Raw genomic sequence first — 20,038 nt, 5'->3', positions numbered from 1 at the left:
GCCGTAAACCCGTCCCTGGGGGCTCGTGGGCGCCATCCTTGGCGCCCTGACGGTCCTGGGCAGGACTACCCGCCATCCTTCCCGATGGATGGCCTTGGGCGGATGGGCGAGCGGCGGGTCTACCGTTGGCGTGCAGTTACCACCACCATTGATGGGGCATAGTGCTGCTTCGACGTTCGGCGATGGACGCGAGCGCCGCCGGTTGCGGCTGTATCAGCGCGCGCGTTCTGGCGGTGCTTTTTCCACCCACTGCTGGAAGACGGCATCGATCTCGGTGTCCGCCACGGTCTTGCCGTCCTGGATGTCCTGGGCCTGGGTGAACAGCGGGATGATCATGGCCATGCCGTCGGGTTTGGTTTTCAGGTGCACGCCCGGTGCGTTGCCGAGGAAGCTGTTCCAACGCTGGCGCACCTTCGCCCAGTAGCCCGCGGTGGCGGTCCAGTAGGCGTAGGCGGGGGTGAAGTCCACCTCGGTGGTTTTGTTGTAATCGTTGAAGCCGAATTCGCGCGCGATCGGTGTCTGCGCGCCGTCGGGGCGCCGCTGGATCTTGGTGTTGAACTGCTCGTGGGTCCACCCGTTGGGCGTGCGCGTGTGCCGGTTGATCACGGCCAGGGCGTTGTAGTCGCTGCGGCGGGTGTATTCGCGGCGCGGCAGGGGGCGCCAGCTGAGGTCGCTGGTCCACGCGGCGATACCGTTGTCGTAGCGCCAGGCGCCGGTGCCGCAGTAGCGCGGTGCGTCGCTGACTTCGTAGACGCATTGGGTCCAGGCACCGGTGGTGAGCGCCGTGGGAATGGGGCGCACCTGCCAGGTCTGGTCGGCAGTGAACTCGAACCGGGTCGGTGCCTGGTAGACCCAGTCCTGGCGCCAGTGCTTGGTGACGTGGCCGCTCTTGGCGTCGACCAGCAGGTGCTGCAGCACCACCCGCGTTGGGGTGTCTTCGACCACGATCACCACTTCGTTGCCGCCGGTGCGCACGGCCGGCGCGCGTTCGTAGCCGGGCTGGAGCAGCACGGTTTCGTCGAAGGCGAAGTCGACGATGTATTCGCCCTGCATCGCCAGGATGCTGGCGCGGTCGCGTGCGGGGTCGGCCGGTGTGGCATGCGCGCTGGCGGTGAGCGCGAGCAGCAGCCCTGCCAGGGCGAGCGCGGGCGTCATTACAGCTGGATCACCGGCATGCCGCCGGCCGCCCATGGTCCGCTGCGGCGGGCCGCGCTGGCGCAGCAGCCGTCGTCGACCCAGAGCTCGCCTTCGGCGCCTTCCACGGTGCCGATCCGGCGCGCGGTGCTGGCGCCCAGCGCGGACAAGGAGGCCAGGCTGGCGGCGAGTTCGCGGCCTTCGCCGACCTGCAGGCGCAGCGCGCACATGCGCCACGCGTCGTTGCCCAGGCGCACGGCGAGGCGTCGCCACAGGCGCTCGGCGACACCGGCGTCGTTGACCGTTTCGGGCCGTGCGGGAAACGCGGACACGAGGCGATCCCACGCGAGGAAATCGCTGTCGGGCAGCAGATACAGGCGCCAGCAGCAGCGGCCGCGGGCGTCGACGAAGCAGAGGCTTTCGCGGATGCCTTCGCTGTCCATGCCCTGGCAGGCATGCGCGGAGACCGCGTGTTTCCAGCCACCGAGTTCACTGCTGTCCGGGCGGTACAGGCACAGCACGGTACCCAGCGAGGCCAGTTGCGCGGCCGATGGCAGGCCAGCGATGGGATGGCGGCCCGGTGGGCGGCCGACGGAAAGGGCACGGCTCATGGCGGTCTACCTGCAATCGACGGTTGCGAGGGGAGACCCTCGACCCACGCCGTGGACCGGAGTCGACGGCGGAGTGTCGAGGGGGAGAGAGCTGGGGGAGGAACGGCCGTTACTTGGTCAGGATCAGCTTGTCGTTGCTGGTATGACGCAGGCGATAGAAACGATCGCCGTGCTGGATCAGGATTTCGCGGCGCCCCTTGAGCAGGGCTTCGCTGTCGATCACTTCTTCCGGCGGGACCACGCGGACCGGACGGTCGCGGAGGGTCAGCGTTTCGGGGCGCAGCAGTACAGCAGCTTGAGTGTTCATCGTCTGGACTCGTTGCGAGGGGCGAGTCAAATGATAATGATTCTCAGTTGACAATCAACAACCATTCTCACTTTGATAGATGGCATTAATGATCGACTACCCAACTTCGATAGCCTTTATCAATCGCCATCTGTGCGTGGTCGCCCGTCGGGTGAACTGCAGAGCCGGCCAGCGGCCGGCACTACCCTGGAGGGACGGCGCCTGTTGCAAACACCCTGCTCCGTTCTGCGTAGCGACCCCGCTTCTGTCTGCCGCCGCCGCAGCAGCGGTAGTGTCGGCCGCTGGCCGGCTCTCCGGATCCCGACAGACGCAATCAGGCAAAGACCGCTTCCACCTGCTGCCAGACGCTCTCATCGAGCTGCTCGAACAGCGCCAGTGCGCCCAGGTTCTCTTCCAGCTGGCTGACCCGGCTGGCGCCGAGGATCACGCTGGACACATTCGGATTGCGCAGGCACCAGGCGATCGCCAGCTGCGCCGGCGAGACGCCCAGCTGCGCGGCCAGTGCGGTGTAGCGCCGCACCCGCTCCATGCGGACGCTGCCATCGTCGAGCACCTGCGCCTTCAGCCAGCCCAGCTGTTCCTGGCCCAGCCGCGACTGCGGGTCCACGCCGGCGTTGTACTTGCCGGTCAGCAGGCCCGAGGCCAGCGGCGACCAGATGGTGGTGCCCAGGCCAGCCTCGGCATACAGCGGCGCGTATTCGCGCTCCACCCGCTCGCGGTGCAGCAGGTTGTACTGCGGCTGTTCCATCGAGGGCGCATGCAGGTTGCGCGCGCGGGCGATGTCTACCGCCTCCTGGATCTGCGCGGCCGACCATTCCGACGTGCCCCAGTACAGCACCTTGCCCTGGCGGATCAGGGTATCCATGGCCTGCACGGTCTCGGCGATCGGGGTATCCGGATCCGGGCGATGGCAATAGTAAAGGTCCAGGTACTCCACCCGCAGGCGCTTGAGCGCGGCGTGGCAGGCGTCGGTGACATGCTTTCGCGACAGCCCGTGCTGGGTAGGGCGCGGGTCGTCGACGGCGCCGAAGAACACCTTGCTGGAGACGCAGAAGCCATCGCGCGGCAGGCGCAGGTCGGCGATCACATCGCCCATCACCTGCTCGGCGCGGCCGCGGGCATAGCCTTCGGCGTTGTCGAAGAAATTGACCCCGGCATCCCAGGCGGTGGCGATCAGCTTGCGGGCCTCATCGCGGCCGATCTGGTCGCCGAAGGTCACCCAGGCCCCGAAGGACAGGGCCGAGAGCTTCAGGCCGGTGGAGCCAAGACGGCGATAGAGCATGTGGTTCTCCTGCTGCGGGCCCGCGACCGGGCCGGATCGATGCCGGTAAGTGTAGAGCGGGGCGGCGCAGTTCCGCGCGCCTTGCCGCGGCGGCGGTCTCACGCCCCGTGACACGCCGCACGGAAACCGGGCCATGCCTTGCCGATACAGGCCCGATCACGACCGATCGGCTCGCGGACGCTGCTTTTCCTTGCCCCGCCCCTGCCGCTGCTCTAGGCTTCCCGTTTTTCGCGGCGCCCCAAGGGAAGTCTCATGGTCGAAGGTTTGGGCAGGATTGGCTTCGGCCTGTTCGGGTTGGCAGTGCTGATCGGCATTGCCTGGTTGTTCTCGAACAACAAGCGGGCTGTCGACTGGCGCCTGGTCGTCACCGGTATCGCACTGCAGATCGCGTTCGCGGCGGTGGTGCTGCTGGTCCCGGGTGGCCGTGATGTGTTCGACGCGCTGGGCAAGGGCTTCGTCAAGATCCTGGAGTTCGTCAACGCCGGCTCGGGCTTCATCTTCGGCAGCCTGATGGACACCAGCCAGTTCGGTTTCATCTTCGCCTTCCAGGTGCTGCCGACCATCATCTTCTTCTCGGCGCTGATGGGGGTCATGTACCACCTCAACGTGATGCAGATGATCGTGCGCGGCATGGCCTGGGCGATCACCAAGATCATGCGTGTGTCCGGTGCGGAAACCACCAGCGTCTGCGCCAGCGTGTTCATCGGCCAGACCGAAGCGCCGCTGACGGTACGCCCGTACATCGCCAAGATGACCCAGTCCGAGCTGATCACCATGATGATCGGCGGCATGGCGCACATTGCCGGCGGCGTGCTGGCCGCGTATGTGGGCATGCTCGGTGCCGGCGATCCGGTCGAACAGGCCTTCTACGCCAAGCATCTGCTGGCCGCGAGCATCATGGCGGCCCCGGCGACCCTGGTGGTGGCCAAGCTGCTGGTGCCCGAGACCGGTACCCCGCTGACCCGCGGCACGGTCAAGATGGAAGTGGAGAAGACCTCCAGCAACATCATCGACGCGGCTGCCGCCGGCGCCGGCGACGGCCTCAAGCTGGCGCTGAACATCGGTGCGATGCTGCTGGCCTTCATCGCCCTGATCGCCCTGATCAACGCGCCCCTGACCTGGCTGGGTGACATCACCGGCCTGGCCGCGCTCATCGGCCGCCCGACCGACCTGTCCACGCTGTTCGGCTTCCTGCTGGCCCCGATCGCCTGGGTGATCGGCACCCCGTGGGCCGATGCCACCACGGTGGGCTCGCTGATCGGCCAGAAGGTGGTGATCAACGAGTTCGTGGCGTATTCGGAGCTGGCCAAGATCATCCGAGGCGAGGTGCCGGGCACGGTGCTGTCGGCCGAGGGTCGCCTGGTCGCCACCTACGCGCTGTGCGGTTTTGCCAACTTCAGCTCCATCGCGATCCAGATCGGTGGTATTGGTGGGCTGGCGCCAGAGCGTCGCCACGATCTGGCCAAGTTCGGCCTGCGTGCCGTGCTCGGCGGTACCATTGCCACCTTCATGACGGCGACCATCGCCGGCGTGCTGACGCATTTCAGCTGATATCCGTTCCCTGAGAAACAGTCTTTATGAGTAGCAGTGTCGTCGTAATCGGTTCCTTCAATGTGGATCATGTCTGGCGTTGTGAGTCGCTCCCGGCCCCGGGTGCGACCATCGCCGGCCGCTACAGCACCGGTCCCGGCGGCAAGGGCTTCAACCAGGCCGTGGCCGCCCGCCGTGCCGGCGCGCCGACCACGTTCCTGTGCGCGCTGGGCGATGACGCCGGCGGTGCGATGGCGCGCGGCCTGGCCGAGCAGGATGGCTTTGCGCTGACCGCCGAAGCCAGCAGCGAGCCGACCGGCACCGGCGGTATCTATGTCGACAGCCGGGGCCGCAACACCATCGTGATCGGCCCGGGGGCCAACGCCGCGCTGAGCCTGGACTTCGTCGAACAGCAGCGCGCGCTGCTGGCCGGTGCCAAGGTGGTGCTGGCGCAGCTGGAATCGCCGGTGGAAACCATCGAGGCCGCCCTGGCGATCGCGCGTGAAGCCGGTGCCACCACCGTGCTCAACGTGGCGCCTGCCGATGCACCCTCCAGCATCGGCCTGCTCAAGCTGGCCGATGTGCTGACCCCGAACGAGACCGAGTTCGCTGCCCTGCTCGGCCGTCATGTCGGCGAGCGCGTGGATGCCAACGACGTCGCCGCGCTGGATGGCGCCAGCCTGCATGCGCTGTGCCGCAAGCTGGTCGGCAACGGCACCGTGGTGGTGACGTTGGGTTCGGTCGGTGTATTCGTGTCGCACGCAGAAGAAAACCTGCGTGGCGACACGCAGCCGTACTACCGCGTGGGCGCCGAGCAGGTGCAGGTGCTGGACACCACCGGTGCAGGCGATGCGTTCAACGGCGCCCTGGTCGCCTCGATCGCGCAGGACCCGGAGGCGGCGTTTGCCCGCCACGTGCGTTTCGCCAATCAGTTCGCCGGTCGTTCGACCGAGAAGGAAGGCGCCGCCGCGGCGATGCCGCACTTCACCCCGGCCGACGCCGAAAACAAGTAAGCGTCACCGGTGTGGATACCAAGAGGCCAGCGTTCGCGCTGGCCTTTTTTTTTGGAAGCGGCAGTCCCCACCGTTGGTGGGTACGATGCGCCAGGCCTACCGCAAGCGTCGGGGCCGCGTGATCCACAGCGCCAGCGCGCCCACCAGGAGTCCGGCAAGCACGTCCAGCAGATCGTGCTGCCAGGTGGTGAGCGTCGAGAGCAGGATCAGCCCACAGGCGCCGTGCCACAGCCAGCGCAGTGCCGTCGCATCGGCCTGCAGCCACTGCCGCCATGCCTGCCAGACCACCACCAATACCGCGGCGTGCAGCGACGGCGCCATGTTGAACGGCGCCTCGAACGCGCGCAGCTGTGCGAACAACAGCCCGCTCACGCCATCCGGCTGGGGCAAAACACGCACGTTGCCGGTCGGCCAGCACACGAAGGCGAGCATGCAGGCGGCCTGCACCAGCGCGATGGCCAGCGCATGGCGGCGCAGGGCCGATCGGGTCGGGCAGAGGAAGAACGTCAGCGGGTACAGCAGGTTCAGGGCCAGGTACGGCCAGATCGTCCACGCCCAGAACGGAATCGCCTCGTCCCAGCGACCGTGCAGGCTATAGGTCTGGGCTTGGCTGGCGGCCCAGTGGTTGGTCCAGCTGTAGCCGTGGATGAACATGGCGCCGAGCAGCAGCATCCACAGCATCGCCTCGCGCCAGGGCGGCTGGAGGACGGACGCGGTGGCAACAGGCGGCGTGGGCACGCGCGCACCCTAGCAGAACGTGGCCCGCCTGTTTGCCGCTATCCTTGCGTTTTCGCGGATACACGGACTGTACGCAGTGGCAGCAGCAGGCAGTCAGGAACACGCCGGCCCGCACGTGGGCGAACCGCGCTGGACGCGCAATCCGGCCTGGGCGCTGTTTTCGCAGACCCATGCGCAGCGCCCGCTGCTGCTGGTGTCCGGTGGCGCCGACGAACTGTATGTCGTCGATGAGGCCGACACCCCGACGGTCATCGAGCGGATCCTCGGCCACTGGGAAAACGACACCCTGGCGATCCTGCAGGACGATGCCGAGTGCGGCCCGGCGGCCCGCCAGTTGATACGTCTCGGTGTGCTGGTGCCGCGGCGCGCCGCGCGCAGAGTGAAGCGCTACGCAATCGACTGGCTCGGCGAACCGCTGCCCGGGTTGGCCGACGCCTTCGACCGGCATGCCAGCGCGGATCTGCAGCGCGTAGATGCCATCGCGGATGCCGACCTCCTCGTGCTGGTCCGGCACGGGCTGGGCTGGGAACAGGCCTTGGCCCGCTACCGCACACAGATGCCGGTACAACCGCATCTGCTGCTCGACCTCAGCTATCACCACACGCTCGCGCTGGGCCCCTATGTAGTGCCCGGCCAGAGCGCCTGCGTGTATTGCCTGGGCAACCGGGTGCTGCGCCGCTGGGGCGAAGCACCCGTGCCGGCAATGCCGGCGGTCGCAGCGCAACCGGCCCGGATCGCGGCGCTGGTCGCCCCCTTGCTGGATCAGCCGCCGCTGTTGCTGGGCTATCTCGAACGCAGCGTCTGGCTCGACCTGCAGCGCCTGCACGGCGAACGCGACCGGGTGCTGCGGCTGCCGTGGTGCCCCGCCTGCCAGGGTGGCGAAGCCTCACTGCCACCACCGCTGTCCTTGCCTTGGGACACCGGGCGCCCGTGATAATGTGCGCCACGCGCCGGGCGTTTCCGCCCCGGTCAATGGAGTGACCTCATGTATCGCCTGCCGACCCAGTTCGATGCCAGTGCCTCACGCCAGGACCTTGCCGCGGCAGGCGGCGGCTCGACGTCGACCACCTGCAGTTCCTGCATCGTCACCCTGCTCGGCACCTCGGTGCTGTCGGCGGTGGTGCTTGGCAAGCTGGACCCCGTAACAACTGCGGCCGTCAGCAGCGACGCACACGCCACGGTCGCCAGCGTCGACACCGGTACGGACCTCCCCCCCCAGCCACCTGCGTTGCCGCAGACACCGATCAGCGCTGCGACGCCGGACCGTCCGGACACCCCCGTCGCTGTCGTGCCGGTGGCCGGATTGAGCCGCACCAGTCGGGTGTTGCTCGGGCTGTTCGCCTTGCCGCTGGCCGCGATCGGCGGTGGCATTTTCATGAGCACCGCCAACCCGATATTCGGGCTGTTCGTCGCCGTGGGGCTGTATCTGGGCATCTATGCCCTCGTCTACGAACGCACGGGGCGTTCGCTCGGGCGCGGCATCGGTATCGCCATCGGGCTGCTGCTGGGCCTGTTCGCCGTCGGCGCGCTCGAGATGATGCTCTGGCTGAGCGTGTTGAAATGAGCCGCGCCGCCGTGCAGGCGGCGCTGGAAACGCCCACGCTGTCGTCGCACCTGCTGCATGGCGCGGCGCGTCCGCGCTGCGGTCTGGTGCGCCCGGCACAGCCGATCGAGGCCAACCCCTGCGATGCCACCGGGCCCTTGTTCGAGGGACGGCGCGTACACAATGCCGCCACCCCGGCCGATCCGGCCAATCCCTGGCAGGGCGTCTCTGGCGCGGTCGCGCTGGAGGCCGATGCGGCCGCCGATGGCGCGGTTGCCGAAGCCCTGGAGCGACTGGCGGCGGCGCAGGCGGGCCTGGAGGTGCGTCGCCGCGATGCGCTGACGCCCGCACAACGCCTGGACGAATCGGCCTTCGCGCTGTTCTCGGCCCGACAACGCGCAACGCCGGGTTTTCCATGGCCGATGCCCGAACGCGACGACGATCTGTTCGCCGCGGTGCATGCACTGGATGACAACCGGGTGGCCTGGGTGCCGCAGGAACTGGTCGGACTGGGGCCGCGCAGCGGCCAGGCGCGATTGCCGTCGACGTCCAGTGGTCTGGCGGCCTGGCGGGATGGCCGCGATGGGGCCTGGCTGGCGCTGCTGCGCGCGGCCCAGGAGCTGCTGGAGCGCGATGCGCTGGCGGTGACCTGGCTCAATGGCGTGGCCGGCCGGCGGATCGCCCTGCCGACCCAATGGCAGGCATTCGCGGACGCGCGCGGGGGCGAACTGCAGGCCTTCGACCTGACCCAGCACTGGAACCCGCACCCGGTGATCGCGGTCGCCGGCGGCATTCCGTTCGAAGGCCGCCCCCGTTACGTCCTCGGCATCGCCTGCCGCGCCGATCCGGGCGAGGCGCTGCACAAGGCGCTGCTGGAATGGCAGCAGGCGCTGACCTTCGCCGCGCATCTGTGTAGCCGCGAAAACGCGCGGCTTCCGCGTGAACCGGCCGCGCTGCGCAGCTTCGACGAACATGCCGCGTTCTACACCCTGCGCCCGGCGCTGTGGCCGCAGCTGCCGCTGCTGCGGGCGGCGGAGGACAGCACCTTGACGCTGCCCCCGCCGGGCGCCGCGGTCCTCCCCGCCGCGCCGCGCGCGATTGCCGAGCTGGACATGCTGCGGCGTCGGCTCGGCCGTGCCGGCATCGCGCTGTACTTCCGCGAGTTGACCACCACCGATGTGGCCGCGGCCGGCCTGCGGGTGATGCGCGTGCTGTCGCCGCAGCTCAGTGGCCTGCATGCCGACGAGCGTGCACCGTTCCTTGGTGGCCGCTGCCAGGATGTGGCGTGGCGGTATCCCGGCGTGCCGCACAGCGGCGCGTTTCCCAATTCCTTCCCGCATCCATTGGGCTGATGCACGAGGACCGCATGCCGTCACCGCCCTCCCCCTGGCACGATGCCCCGCTGTTCCATCTGTTCTGGCACAACGGCGAGCTCAATCCCGCGCGCGCCGAGGTGATGCGCACGCGTATCGCCGAAGATGCCGCACGCCCCGGGTCGCCACCCCGCCCGTTGCATGCGGCCGCCGGCATCGCCCTGCCGGACCCGGTACAGCCGGGTGACGCCCTGGCGCAGCGCCACAGTGGCCGCCGCTTCGGCAACGCACGCTGGGGCGCGCAGGAACTGGGGCGCGTGCTGGCCCCGCTGCGGGCCCGGCCCGGCGACAGTGACACGCGGCGCCTGCCGTCCGGCGGTGCCAAATACCCGATCCAGGCGTATGCCGCGCTGTACGGCACCGATGACGCGATCGCCGCAGAGCCGGGCATCCATTGGTACGACCCGATCGGGCATGCACTGGTGCCGGTGGGGCCCTGCCCCGCATGGCCGGCGCTGTCCAGGCTGCTCGGCGTGGATTGGCCCGAGCGCCCGGCGGCCGTGCTGTTCCTGATCGCCGAACCGGCCGGCACGCTGGCCAAGTACGGCGAGCGCGGTGGCCGCTTCGTATTGATCGAGGCCGGGGTCTGGCTGGGCGCACTGGGGGAGCAAGTGGCGGCGATGAACGCCGCCGGCTGCGCGATCGGCGCGTTCGAGGACGCCGCCGTGCTGGCCCTGCTCGGGCTCGACCCGCAGCGGCATCTGGCGGTGCTGGCCTATGCGTGTGGTCCGGCGCCCTGAGCGCAACCGTTGGTCGGCACCTATTCGCGCGTAACCGGTAACCGGTAACCCGCCAGCATCAGCCGCCGCTGGGGGCGGCGGAAGCAATCGTCAAGCATATGCTCATGACCGGAGCGCATCAGGCCCTTCCGGATCGGCCTGAACAGGTACCGGTGCCTGCGTGGTTGCCGGCCAGCGGCCGGCACTACAATGCGCACATGCAGATTGGCCCCTACAACATCCAGCCCAACGTGGTGCTGGCGCCGATGGCCGGTGTCACCGACAAGCCCTTCCGCCTGCTGTGCAAACAGCTGGGTGCGGGCTTGGCTGCCTCGGAGATGACCATTTCCGATCCGCGCTTCTGGAACACCCGCAAATCGCTCCACCGCATGGACCATGCCGGCGAGCCGGACCCGATCAGCGTGCAGATCGCCGGGACCGAGCCGCAGCAGCTGGCCGAGGCGGCGCGCTACAACGTGGACCACGGTGCGCAGATCATCGACATCAACATGGGCTGCCCGGCCAAGAAGGTGTGCAACGCCTGGGCCGGTTCGGCGCTGATGCGCGATGAGGATCTGGTCGCGCGCATCCTGACCGCAGTGGTCAACGCGGTGGACGTGCCGGTCACCCTGAAAATCCGCACCGGCTGGGATTGCGACCATCGCAATGGCCCGCTGATCGCGCGCATCGCCGAAGACAGCGGCATCGCCGCGCTGGCCGTGCACGGGCGTACCCGCGACCAGCACTACACCGGCACCGCCGAGTACGAGACCATCGCCGCGATCAAGGCCGCGCTGCGCATTCCGGTGATCGCCAACGGCGACATCGATTCACCGCAGAAGGCCGCGCAGGTGCTCAAGCAGACCGGCGTGGACGCGGTGATGATCGGTCGCGCCGCCCAGGGCCGCCCGTGGATCTTCCGCGAGGTGGCGCATTACCTGGCCACCGGCGCGCTGCTGGCGCCGCCGTCGGTCGCCGAGGTACGCGACCTGCTGCTGGGCCACCTGCATGCGCTGCATGATTTCTATGGCGAGCAGCAGGGCGTGCGCATCGCGCGCAAGCACCTGGGCTGGTACGCCAAGGACCGGCCGGAAAACGCCGCCTTCCGTGCGGTGGTCAACCGCGCCGAGGATGCGGCCAGCCAGGTCGCCCTGACCACCGAATATTTCGACGCCCTCGCCGCCGGCGAGTCGTTGTCGTCCGCTGCCTGAGCCTTCGCCATGACCCCGCCCATCACTGCACCGACCTATCTCCACGGCTTCTCCGATACCGAGCAGCACCGCCTGGTCACCCAGTCGCGCCTGTTCGAATCGAGCATCTTCAGCGGCATCGATTACGGCGGCGCCACGCGCCTGCTGGAAGTCGGCAGCGGCGTCGGGGCACAGACGGACATCCTGCTGCGGCGGTTCCCGGAACTGCATGTCACCGGCGTGGACCTGAGCGAGGCGCAGCTGGCCACCGCAGCCACCAATCTGGCCAGGACGCCGTGGTGCCGCGAGCGCTACACGCTGCTGCAGGCCGATGCCGGCAACCTGCCGTTCGGCGCGCGCGAGTTCGATTCGGCCTTCCTGTGCTGGGTGCTGGAGCATGTGCCGTCACCGGCGCGGGTGCTCAACGAGGTGCGCCGTGTGCTGGTGCCGGGTTCGCCGGTGTATGTCACCGAAGTGATGAACGCCTCGTTCCTGCTCGATCCGTACTCGCCGCATATCTGGCGCTACTGGATGGCCTTCAACGATTTCCAGTACGACCACGGGGGCGATCCGTTCGTCGGTGCCAAGCTCGGCAACCTGCTGCTGGCCGGTGGCTTCCGCGATGTGCACACCGAGATCAAGACCATCCACCTGGACAACCGCGAACCGGCCCGTCGCAAGACCATGATCGCGTTCTGGGAGCAGCTGCTGTTGTCGGCCGCCGATCCGCTGCTGGAGGCCGGGCTGGTCGACCAGGAAACGGTGGACGGCATGCGCCGCGAGTTCAGCCTGGTCCAGAACGACCCCAACGCGGTGTTCTTCTTCTCCTTCGTGCAGGCCCGCGCGACCGTGTACTGACCGCGTCGCGGACCTACCGCGTCGCCCAGGCGATCACGGTCACCACGACCGCGGCGGCCAGCAGCAACCAGATGCCCAGTCCGCCCCGGTCCCCCGGGGCCACCGTGCTGCCACCGGCGGTGTTGCGGGCCCCTTCGCGCGGGCGTGCGGTGGGCGTGCTGCCCACTTCCAGGGTACCGGTGGCCGGCCGCTGGCTGCGCTCGGTGAGCTTGTTCTGCATGCGTCGCGCGCGCTCGGGATCGACCTTGCGCAGCTCGTCCAGCAGCACCTGCTGCTGGCGCGCGCGGTCCGGCTGCGCCTTGGCCTTGTGCAGGATCTCGCGCAACGGCACCGCCGGCTGCTCGGCCGAGCGGCCCGGGGTCACATCCAGCAACAGCGCGCGGTATTCCGGCGGTACATCGGCCAGCCGCGTGTAGCGCGTGCCATTGATCTCCATTTCAAACCGTTCGGTCACGGTGCCTCCGTCCAACCTGCCTTCGGTGCGATCACGTCGGTGCTCGGCGGCGCATGCCAGATGCGCTGCCACAGGGCCGCGAACCGGCGCTTCAGCATCGTCCTGCCCTGCTCCCCTTCATACGCCGGGCGCAGCTGTCGCGGTGTGATCCCGGCCCAGCCATCGCCTTCCGCCCGCGCAACCGCGAAGGTGAAGGTGTAGTCCGGCTCCAGGCCCATGCGCAGATCGCTGAGCCGCAGTTCGCCATCGACCACCTGGGCACGCATGAAGCCGCGGTTGAACCAGTTCAGCCGCTGCACGGCCGGCAGCTCGGCCGCCTGGCGCAGGGCCTGCACGTTGGAGGGATGGCCCTCGAAGGTCATCGGGCCGCGGTCGGCGATCAGCGAGCGTTCGCCGATCACGTAGCCGTTGGGCGTCATCGCCACCACCTGCCAGAGCAGCGTGTTGAACGGCATCGCCACCGAGAAGCGCGGCGCATCGCCCAGCCCCATCGCCGCCAGCGCGCGATCGGCGTCGCGATCGACGATGTGCTTGGCCAGCAACGACCAGCCCAGGTAACCACTGCTTAGCACCAGCCCGGCCACCAGCGCTTTCTGCGCCAGCGGACGCGCCCGCGCGAACCATGCCACCGCGCAGGCGAGCAGCAGCCACACGGTATACAGCGGGTCGATGATGAAGACGCTGGCCCACATCGTCGGGTGCGGGGTGAACGGCCACCACAGCTGGGTGCCGTAGACGGTGAAGGCATCCAGCAGCGGATGGGTGATCAGCGCCAGCAGGATCGCCCAGAACCAGCGCCCCGGCGCCTGCGCCACGCGGCCGTGACCGAACCGTTTGAACAGCCACCAGATCAGCGCAGCCACCCACGGCAGCACCAGCAGCGAGTGACTGTAGCTGCGGTGCTCGACCATCAGCGCCACGGGATCGGCAGCAGTGAAGGCCAGTACCAGCGCATCCAGGTCCGGCAGGGTGCCGAGTGCGGCACCGGCCAACAGGGCCGCGCGGCGATGGCCAGCCGGGGCGATGGCGGCGGCGACCGCGCCGCCGAGAACGATCTGGGTAAAGGAGTCCATCGGCCGATGCTAGCAGCCGGGACTGGCCATGCGCCTCTGCCGTTCTGCTCAGGCCGCTCTGGCCAATTCGGCGCTGCCGGGCAGCGCCACCAGGGTCTGCCCGGTGTGATCCAGCAGCCGCAGGCTCCCATCCGGGTCTTCGGCCAACGCGGTCAGGCTTTCCACCCAGTCACCGTCGTTGGCATAGATCAGCCCGTCGCGCTCGACCAGCGCGGCACGGTGGATATGCCCGCAGACGATGCCATCCAGACCGCGCCGCCGCACATCCTCAAGCCCGGCCTGGACGAAGCGCTCGATGTAACGCTCGGCCGCGCCGCTGCGCTTCTTGAGGAATTCGGAGAGCGACCAGTAGCGCTGGCCGAGCCGTCGTCGCGCGGCATTGAGCAGGTGGTTGCCGGTGAGGATGCGGTAGTACAGCCAGTCCCCGAACTGTTCCTGCAGGCCGCCGAAGTGGGTGACACCGTCGTAGTCATCGCCGTGCACGACCAGCAGCCGGCGCCCGTCGGCGGTCACATGGATTGCCCGGCGCCGCACCTGCATGGCCGGCAGCATCAGCCCGCAGACCTTGCGCAGCGAGGCATCGTGGTTGCCCGGGATGTAGATGATCTCGGTGCCGGTGCGCTGCAGCGCGTGCAGCGCCTGGATCACCTCGCTGTGGGCCGGCCGCCAGGCGGCCCGGCGGTGCGCCATCCACCACAGGTCGATGATGTCGCCCACCAGATACAGCCGTTCGCAGCGCAGCTCGGCCAGGAACCGGGCCAGTTCGGCGGCATGGCAGTGGCGTGAGCCCAGGTGCACGTCAGACAGGAAGACGGCCCGCCGATGGGGCGCCAGGGTCGTCACGGGCCGTGGGGCGGCCTCCCGCGCGTCGCGCTGCTCGAATGCGTGCATGGCGTGCTCCTCAGGTCCGGCGGCCGGATGCGCCGAAGCCTGCACGGCCCCGGCGACAGCCCGATGGCGGTTTGACGACGGGCGGGTGACACGCCCCGGCCTCGGGAGCATCCGGGCGCCCGCCCATCGGCACAGGCGGCAGGCCATTTGTCACGCTCGTGGAACACTGGGCGGCGACCCTGGGCCCCAATCCCGTCACACCGGGCCCTGCGACGGGCACGCGGGCTTAACCACGGGCAACCCGTGCTGACGCACAATGCAAGTGCGCGACTTGCCGTGTATCATTCGCGGCCATCTTTCCATCCGAATCAAAGGATATTACGCCTGATGTCCAGCTACCTGTTCACCTCCGAATCGGTCTCCGAAGGCCATCCGGACAAGATTGCCGACCAGATCTCCGATGCGGTGCTGGACGCGATCCTGACCCAGGACAAGCGTGCGCGCGTGGCCTGCGAAACCATGGTCAAGACTGGCGTGGCCATCGTCGCCGGTGAAATCACCACCAGCGCCTGGATCGACCTGGAAGCCTTGACCCGCAAGGTGATCCTGGACATCGGCTACGACAGCTCCGACGTCGGCTTCGATGGCGCGACCTGCGGCGTGCTGAACCTGATCGGCAAGCAGTCGCCGCACATCGCCCAGGGCGTGGACCGTAAGAAGCCCGAAGAAATGGGCGCTGGCGACCAGGGCCTGATGTTCGGCTATGCCACCAACGAGACCGACAGCTACATGCCGGCCGCGATCCACCTGTCGCACCGCCTGGTCGAGCAGCAGGCCAAGATCCGCAAGAAGAAGAATTCGCCGCTGTCCTGGCTGCGCCCGGATGCCAAGAGCCAGGTCACCCTGCGCTATGAAAACGGTGCCGTCTCGGCCATCGACGCGGTGGTGCTGTCGACCCAGCACGCCCCGGGCGTGAAGCAGAAGGACCTCATCGAGGCCGTCCGCGAAGAGATCATCAAGCCGGTGCTGCCGGCCAAGTGGCTGCACAAGGGCACCAAGTTCCACATCAACCCGACCGGCAAGTTCGAGATCGGCGGCCCGGTGGGCGACTGCGGCCTGACCGGCCGCAAGATCATCGTCGACACCTACGGCGGCTGGGCCCGTCACGGGGGTGGTGCGTTCTCGGGCAAGGATCCGTCCAAGGTCGACCGTTCGGCGGCTTACGCGGCCCGTTACGTCGCCAAGAACGTCGTGGCTGCCGGCCTGGCCGACCGTTGCGAAGTGCAGGTCTCCTACGCCATCGGCGTGGCCGAGCCGACCTCGATCTCGGTCACCACCTTCGGCACCGGCAAGATCAGCGATGACAAGATCGAAAAGCTGATCCGCAAGCATTTCGACCTGCGCCCGTACGGCATCATCCAGATGCTGGACCTGATCCACCCGATGTACCAGCAGACTGCGGCCTACGGTCACTTCGGCCGCAAGCCGAAGGACTTCAGCTACCTCAACGCTGCTGGCGAAACCGTCAACGCGACCGCCTTCTCCTGGGAGAAGACCGATCGCGCCGCCGCCCTGCGCGCGGATGCGAAGTTGAAGTAAGAAATGGGCCGCGAAAGCGGCCCTTTTCTTACGGGTAGAGCCGACCGTTGGTCGGCTGGCCGCGCGCAGCGCGGCAATGATCGAAACAAACGACGGGTCGCGAAAGCGGCCCGTCGTCGTATGTGCGGCACTCTGCCCATCGGCGCGCGTGGCAAGCCCAGCCGACCAACGGTCGGCTCTACCGGGCGGGCAACCGGCGCTACACTCTGTCCATGCCCGAATTCAAATCCAACCAGCTGTCCATGACGGTGCTGATGTCGCCGGACATGGCCAATTTCTCCGGCAAGGTGCACGGCGGTGCCGTGCTGCGCCTGCTCGACCAGGTCGCCTATGCCTGCGCCAGCCGCTATGCCGGCAGCTACGTGGTCACCCTGTCGGTGGACCAGGTGATGTTCCGCCAGCCGATCGCGGTCGGCGAGCTGGTCACCTTCCTGGCCTCGGTGAACTACACCGGCACCTCCTCGATGGAGATCGGGGTCAAGGTGGTGGCCGAGGACATCCTCAAGCGCAGCGTGCGCCACGCCAACAGCTGCTTCTTCACCATGGTCGCGGTGGACGACGACGGCAAGCCGACCCCGGTGCCGCCGCTGGTGCTGGAGACCGCCGACGAACGCCGCCGGCATGCCGCCGCGTTGATCCGCCGCCAGCTGCGCGAAGAGATGGAGCAGCGCCACCTGGAGCTGCTGGCATCCAATCCGCCTGCACCGGGCGATCTGGTCGAGCGGGTCTGAGCCCTGGGCCATGACCAACGGTCATGGCCTACCGGCCAGGTATCGACCGTTGGTCGATACCTGCCATATGGCGCGCGCTGCCGGCCAGCGGCCGGCACTACCCGGCGTGGCCTATCCGGTGTTCTGTACGCCCTGCGAAACACCGTTCACGCACGCCACCAGCGCGCGCAGCACATCGTCGTCTTCGCCCCCGCTCTCCCGCCAGCGGCGCAGCAGGTCCACCTGCAGCACGCTGATCGGATCGATGTAGGGATTACGCAGGCGGATCGACAGCGCCAGGCGCTGGTCGTGCTGCAGCAGTGCGTCCTGCCCGGTCAATGCCAGGATCCACTGTGAGGTGAGCTCAAGCTCGCCCTGGATCTGCGGGAAGAAGCGGCCATGCAACGCACCGGACAACTGCGAGAACTGTTCGGCGATGGTCAGGTCGCCCTTGGACAGCACCATCGCGATGTCGTCCAGGAAGGTGCTGAAGAACGGCCAGTCGCGCGCCATCTCTTTCAGGAGGCCTTCGTGACCGGCATCGATCGCCGCCTGCAGGCCACTGCCGACGCCATACCAGCCCGGGATAACGGCACGCGCCTGGCTCCACGCAAACACCCATGGAATCGCGCGCAGGTTGGTCAGTGCGGCATCCTCGCCCAGCCGGCGCGAAGGGCGTGAGCCCAAGGTCATCCGCTCGATGACGTCGATCGGCGTGGCCAGGCGGAAGTACTGCATGAAGTCTTTCTGGCCGACGAAGGCGCGGTACGCCTCCGCACTCTTCTGCGCGATCAGGTCCATCACCGGGCGCCACTGTTCCTCGCGCGGTTCCGCTGCGCGCGGGCGCAGGCTGGAGCGCAGCACCGCACCGGTGGACTGCTCCAGCGAGCGCAGCGCCAGTGCACGGATGCCGTACTTGCGATGGATCACTTCGCCCTGCTCGGTCACGCGCAGACGGCCGTCGATGCTGCCGCGCGGCGAGGCATCCACGGCGTGCGTGGTCTTGCCACCCCCGCGGCTGATCGAGCCGCCACGGCCGTGGAAGAAGGTCAGCCGGATGTCGTTCTCGGCGGCGACGTCCAGCAGTTCCACCTGGGCGCGCTGCAGCCCCCAGCGCGAGGCCGCGATACCACCGTCCTTGCCACTGTCCGAATAGCCGAGCATCACCATCTGCACATCACCGCGCGAGGCCAGGTGCGTGCGGTAGACCGGGTCGGCCAGCAGATCGCGCAGGGTGTCGGTACCGCGCTTGAGGTCATCCACGGTTTCGAACAACGGCGCGATGTCCAGCGGCACCGCGCCGGCGTCATCCACCAGGCCGCCGCGGCGCGCCAGCGCGAGTACGGCGAGCACATCGCTGCGGTCGTGCGCCATCGAGATGATGTAGCTGCCCAGCGCATCGGCACCGTGTCGCCGGCGTGCATCGGCCAGTGCCGCGAACACTGCATCCAGCCGCTCACCGCCCTCCTCATCGCTCGCCGGCAGCGCCTGCTCGCCACTGGCGAACGGGGCCAGGCGCGCGGCGCGGGTGACCGCGTCGGCGGCGTCCCAGGCGTCCTGCCCATCCAGCACACTGGCGAGCGCGCGGCCGTGCACGCTGGACTCCTGGCGCACGTCCAACCGTGCCAGATGGAAGCCAAAGGTACGCACCCGCCACAGCAGGCGGCGCACCGCGAAACCGCCCGCGTGGTCGCCCTTGTTGTCGTGCAGGCTGCGCAGGATCAGCTCGATGTCGTCGGTGAGTTCCTGCGGCGACGCGTAGGCGCCTTCCGCATCGTCCATCGTCGCCTGCACGCGTGCGCGCATGCGGTCGTTGAGCAGGCGGTAGGGCATGTCGGCATGTCGCGGCCGCGAGGTGACCTTGGGCAGCAGCACCTTGTACTGCTCCACACGTGCCTGCAGCGCATCGCTGACCGCCACCCGCTCGGTGGACTGGCTGAGCAGGCTGGCCAGCTGCAGCAGGTCTTTCTGGTAGCGGCCGAGTACGGCCTGGCGCTGCGCATCGAGCGTGTTGCGGATGGTGCCGGCGTCCACGTTCGGATTGCCATCCATGTCGCCGCCCACCCACGTGCCGAAGCGCAGCAGGCGCGGCAGCGGCAGTTCCTCGCCGTAGGTATCCAGCAGCGCCTGCTGCAGCGATTCGTACAGCACCGGAATCACCCGGTACAGCACCTGCACCAGGTAGAAGCCGACATGCTCCCGCTCGTCGTCCACGGTCGGGCGCACAGGCGAGGAATCGGTGGTCTGCCACGACGCCGTCAGGGCCATGCGGAAACGTGCCGCGTCGGCGGCGGCTTCACCCGGCGTGCGCTGGCCGTCGAGGTTGTCGACCAGGCTGGCAACCATCAACTGCTCTTTTTCCAGCAGCGCACGGCGGACCGCTTCGGTCGGATGCGCGGTGAACACCGGCTCGATATCGATGCGCGGCAGCCACTCGGCAAGCTCGGCCAGGGTCACGCCCTGCGCTTTGAGATTGACCAGTGCGTCCTGCAGGCCATCCGGCTGCGGTGTGGCCGTACCGGCACGCTGGTAGTCACGGCGACGTCGGATGCGGTGCACGCGCTCGGCGATGTTCACCACCTGGAAGTAGGTGCTGAACGCACGCACCATCGCTTCGGCGCGCTCGGGCGGCAGGCCGGTCAGGGCATCGTTGAGGTCGGACAGCGGGGCGTCGCTTTCGCGGCGGGCGATGGCGCGCGTACGCACCTGTTCCACATCATCGAAAAACTGCGTGGAGACCTGCTCGGCGAGCAGGTCGCCGACCAGTGCGCCGAGTCGGCGTACATCGTCACGCAGGGGAATATCGGGAGTGGCAAAAACGATGCTGCTACGGTACTCGTTCATCTGCGACGCACTGGCCTCGGGAACGGAATCCGCTCAAGCCTAACCCACAATCGCGTCGTTGCTGCGTCGCGCAAATAGTTACATCTGGTAGTGCCGGCCGCTGGCCGGCGCTTGCCGATCATTTTTCGTACCGGCCAACGGCCGGTACCTACCCATCATTTTTCGTACCGGCAACGGCCGGTACCCACCCGTCATTTTTCGTACCGGCCAACGGCCGGTACCTACCTGT

The 20,038-nt window shown here is 68.2% G+C and carries 19 protein-coding genes; 10 read left to right on the top strand and 9 right to left on the bottom strand.

Annotated elements, in window-relative coordinates; translation table 11 throughout:
* Window positions 1–213: 213 nt before the first annotated feature.
* From ABE422_RS13005 to ABE422_RS12990, 4 genes are all read right to left on the bottom strand, one after another.
* Window positions 214–1,155, bottom strand: a complete 942-nt coding sequence (locus ABE422_RS13005) for a DUF6607 family protein (protein ID WP_346483125.1) — start codon at window positions 1,153–1,155, stop codon at window positions 214–216.
* Window positions 1,155–1,745: a Hemin transport protein gene (locus tag ABE422_RS13000; protein WP_346483124.1), complete on the bottom strand. Its 591-nt coding sequence runs from the start codon at window positions 1,743–1,745 to the stop codon at window positions 1,155–1,157. Before ABE422_RS13000 ends, ABE422_RS13005 begins: the two co-directional genes overlap by 1 nt.
* 109 nt (window positions 1,746–1,854) lie before the next feature.
* Window positions 1,855–2,052 carry a hemin uptake protein HemP gene (locus ABE422_RS12995; protein ID WP_019182448.1) on the bottom strand — a complete coding sequence of 66 codons (198 nt, stop codon included), beginning with the start codon at window positions 2,050–2,052 and terminating at the stop codon, window positions 1,855–1,857.
* Window positions 2,053–2,365: 313 nt separating this feature from the next.
* On the bottom strand, window positions 2,366–3,334 hold the full coding sequence (locus tag ABE422_RS12990; protein WP_346483123.1) for an aldo/keto reductase: 969 nt from the start codon (window positions 3,332–3,334) through the stop codon (window positions 2,366–2,368).
* A gap of 252 nt (window positions 3,335–3,586) precedes the next feature.
* Between ABE422_RS12990 and ABE422_RS12985 the strand changes: the two genes are divergently transcribed.
* Together ABE422_RS12985 and ABE422_RS12980 are read left to right on the top strand one after the other, a co-directional pair.
* Window positions 3,587–4,885: a nucleoside transporter C-terminal domain-containing protein gene (locus ABE422_RS12985; protein ID WP_121042760.1), complete on the top strand. Its 1,299-nt coding sequence runs from the start codon at window positions 3,587–3,589 to the stop codon at window positions 4,883–4,885.
* Between the two features lie 26 nt (window positions 4,886–4,911).
* Window positions 4,912–5,877: a ribokinase gene (locus tag ABE422_RS12980; protein WP_313210164.1), complete on the top strand. Its 966-nt coding sequence runs from the start codon at window positions 4,912–4,914 to the stop codon at window positions 5,875–5,877.
* 96 nt (window positions 5,878–5,973) lie between these two features.
* Here the strand turns inward: ABE422_RS12980 and ABE422_RS12975 are convergent, their stop codons facing one another.
* A complete protein-coding gene (locus tag ABE422_RS12975) occupies window positions 5,974–6,615 on the bottom strand; it encodes a hypothetical protein (protein WP_346481803.1) in 642 nt (213 codons plus the stop codon).
* A gap of 76 nt (window positions 6,616–6,691) precedes the next feature.
* On the opposite strand from ABE422_RS12975, the gene ABE422_RS12970 reads away from it, so the two are divergent.
* The 6 genes from ABE422_RS12970 (at window position 6,692) to ABE422_RS12945 (ending at window position 12,298) form a co-directional block, all read left to right on the top strand.
* Complete coding sequence (locus ABE422_RS12970) at window positions 6,692–7,549, top strand: hypothetical protein (protein WP_346481802.1); 858 nt, start codon at window positions 6,692–6,694, stop codon at window positions 7,547–7,549.
* A 51-nt stretch (window positions 7,550–7,600) separates the two neighbouring features.
* Window positions 7,601–8,179 (top strand): hypothetical protein, encoded by a 579-nt coding sequence (locus ABE422_RS12965; protein WP_346483122.1) that lies wholly within the window; start codon window positions 7,601–7,603, stop codon window positions 8,177–8,179.
* Window positions 8,176–9,510: a YcaO-like family protein gene (locus ABE422_RS12960; protein ID WP_346483121.1), complete on the top strand. Its 1,335-nt coding sequence runs from the start codon at window positions 8,176–8,178 to the stop codon at window positions 9,508–9,510. The genes ABE422_RS12965 and ABE422_RS12960 overlap by 4 nt, the downstream gene beginning before the upstream one ends.
* A 14-nt stretch (window positions 9,511–9,524) precedes the next feature.
* A complete protein-coding gene (locus ABE422_RS12955; protein WP_346483120.1) occupies window positions 9,525–10,271 on the top strand; it encodes a SagB/ThcOx family dehydrogenase in 747 nt (248 codons plus the stop codon).
* 197 nt (window positions 10,272–10,468) lie between these two features.
* Window positions 10,469–11,461, top strand: coding sequence for a tRNA dihydrouridine synthase DusB (dusB, locus tag ABE422_RS12950; protein ID WP_313210176.1), 993 nt, complete (start codon window positions 10,469–10,471; stop codon window positions 11,459–11,461).
* Between the two features lie 9 nt (window positions 11,462–11,470).
* Window positions 11,471–12,298: a methyltransferase domain-containing protein gene (locus tag ABE422_RS12945; protein WP_121042748.1), complete on the top strand. Its 828-nt coding sequence runs from the start codon at window positions 11,471–11,473 to the stop codon at window positions 12,296–12,298.
* Between the two features lie 13 nt (window positions 12,299–12,311).
* Here ABE422_RS12945 and ABE422_RS12940 read toward each other — a convergent pair whose 3' ends face one another.
* The 3 genes from ABE422_RS12940 to ABE422_RS12930 are packed head-to-tail and all read right to left on the bottom strand — an operon-like array spanning window position 12,312 to window position 14,716.
* On the bottom strand, window positions 12,312–12,752 hold the full coding sequence (locus ABE422_RS12940) for a hypothetical protein (RefSeq protein WP_313210179.1): 441 nt from the start codon (window positions 12,750–12,752) through the stop codon (window positions 12,312–12,314).
* Entirely contained in the window at window positions 12,749–13,825 is a 1,077-nt protein-coding gene (locus ABE422_RS12935; protein WP_346483119.1) for a metal-dependent hydrolase, read from the bottom strand. Before ABE422_RS12935 ends, ABE422_RS12940 begins: the two co-directional genes overlap by 4 nt.
* A gap of 48 nt (window positions 13,826–13,873) precedes the next feature.
* Window positions 13,874–14,716, bottom strand: a complete 843-nt coding sequence (locus ABE422_RS12930; protein WP_346483118.1) for a UDP-2,3-diacylglucosamine diphosphatase — start codon at window positions 14,714–14,716, stop codon at window positions 13,874–13,876.
* Window positions 14,717–15,043: 327 nt separating this feature from the next.
* Between ABE422_RS12930 and metK the strand changes: the two genes are divergently transcribed.
* Window positions 15,044–16,255, top strand: coding sequence for a methionine adenosyltransferase (gene metK, locus ABE422_RS12925; protein ID WP_313210185.1), 1,212 nt, complete (start codon window positions 15,044–15,046; stop codon window positions 16,253–16,255).
* 212 nt (window positions 16,256–16,467) lie between these two features.
* The gene (locus tag ABE422_RS12920) at window positions 16,468–16,986 is read left to right on the top strand and encodes an acyl-CoA thioesterase (RefSeq protein WP_070471768.1); all 519 of its coding nucleotides are present in this window, start codon (window positions 16,468–16,470) and stop codon (window positions 16,984–16,986) included.
* 111 nt (window positions 16,987–17,097) lie between these two features.
* Here ABE422_RS12920 and ppc read toward each other — a convergent pair whose 3' ends face one another.
* Window positions 17,098–19,809, bottom strand: a complete 2,712-nt coding sequence (ppc, locus tag ABE422_RS12915) for a phosphoenolpyruvate carboxylase (protein WP_346483117.1) — start codon at window positions 19,807–19,809, stop codon at window positions 17,098–17,100.
* Between the last annotated feature and the right edge of the window lie 229 nt (window positions 19,810–20,038).

Source organism: Stenotrophomonas sp. TWI1151, from assembly GCF_039673135.1.
Taxonomy (GTDB): Bacteria; Pseudomonadota; Gammaproteobacteria; order Xanthomonadales; family Xanthomonadaceae; genus Stenotrophomonas.
This window is presented reverse-complemented; position numbering and strand designations above follow the sequence as displayed.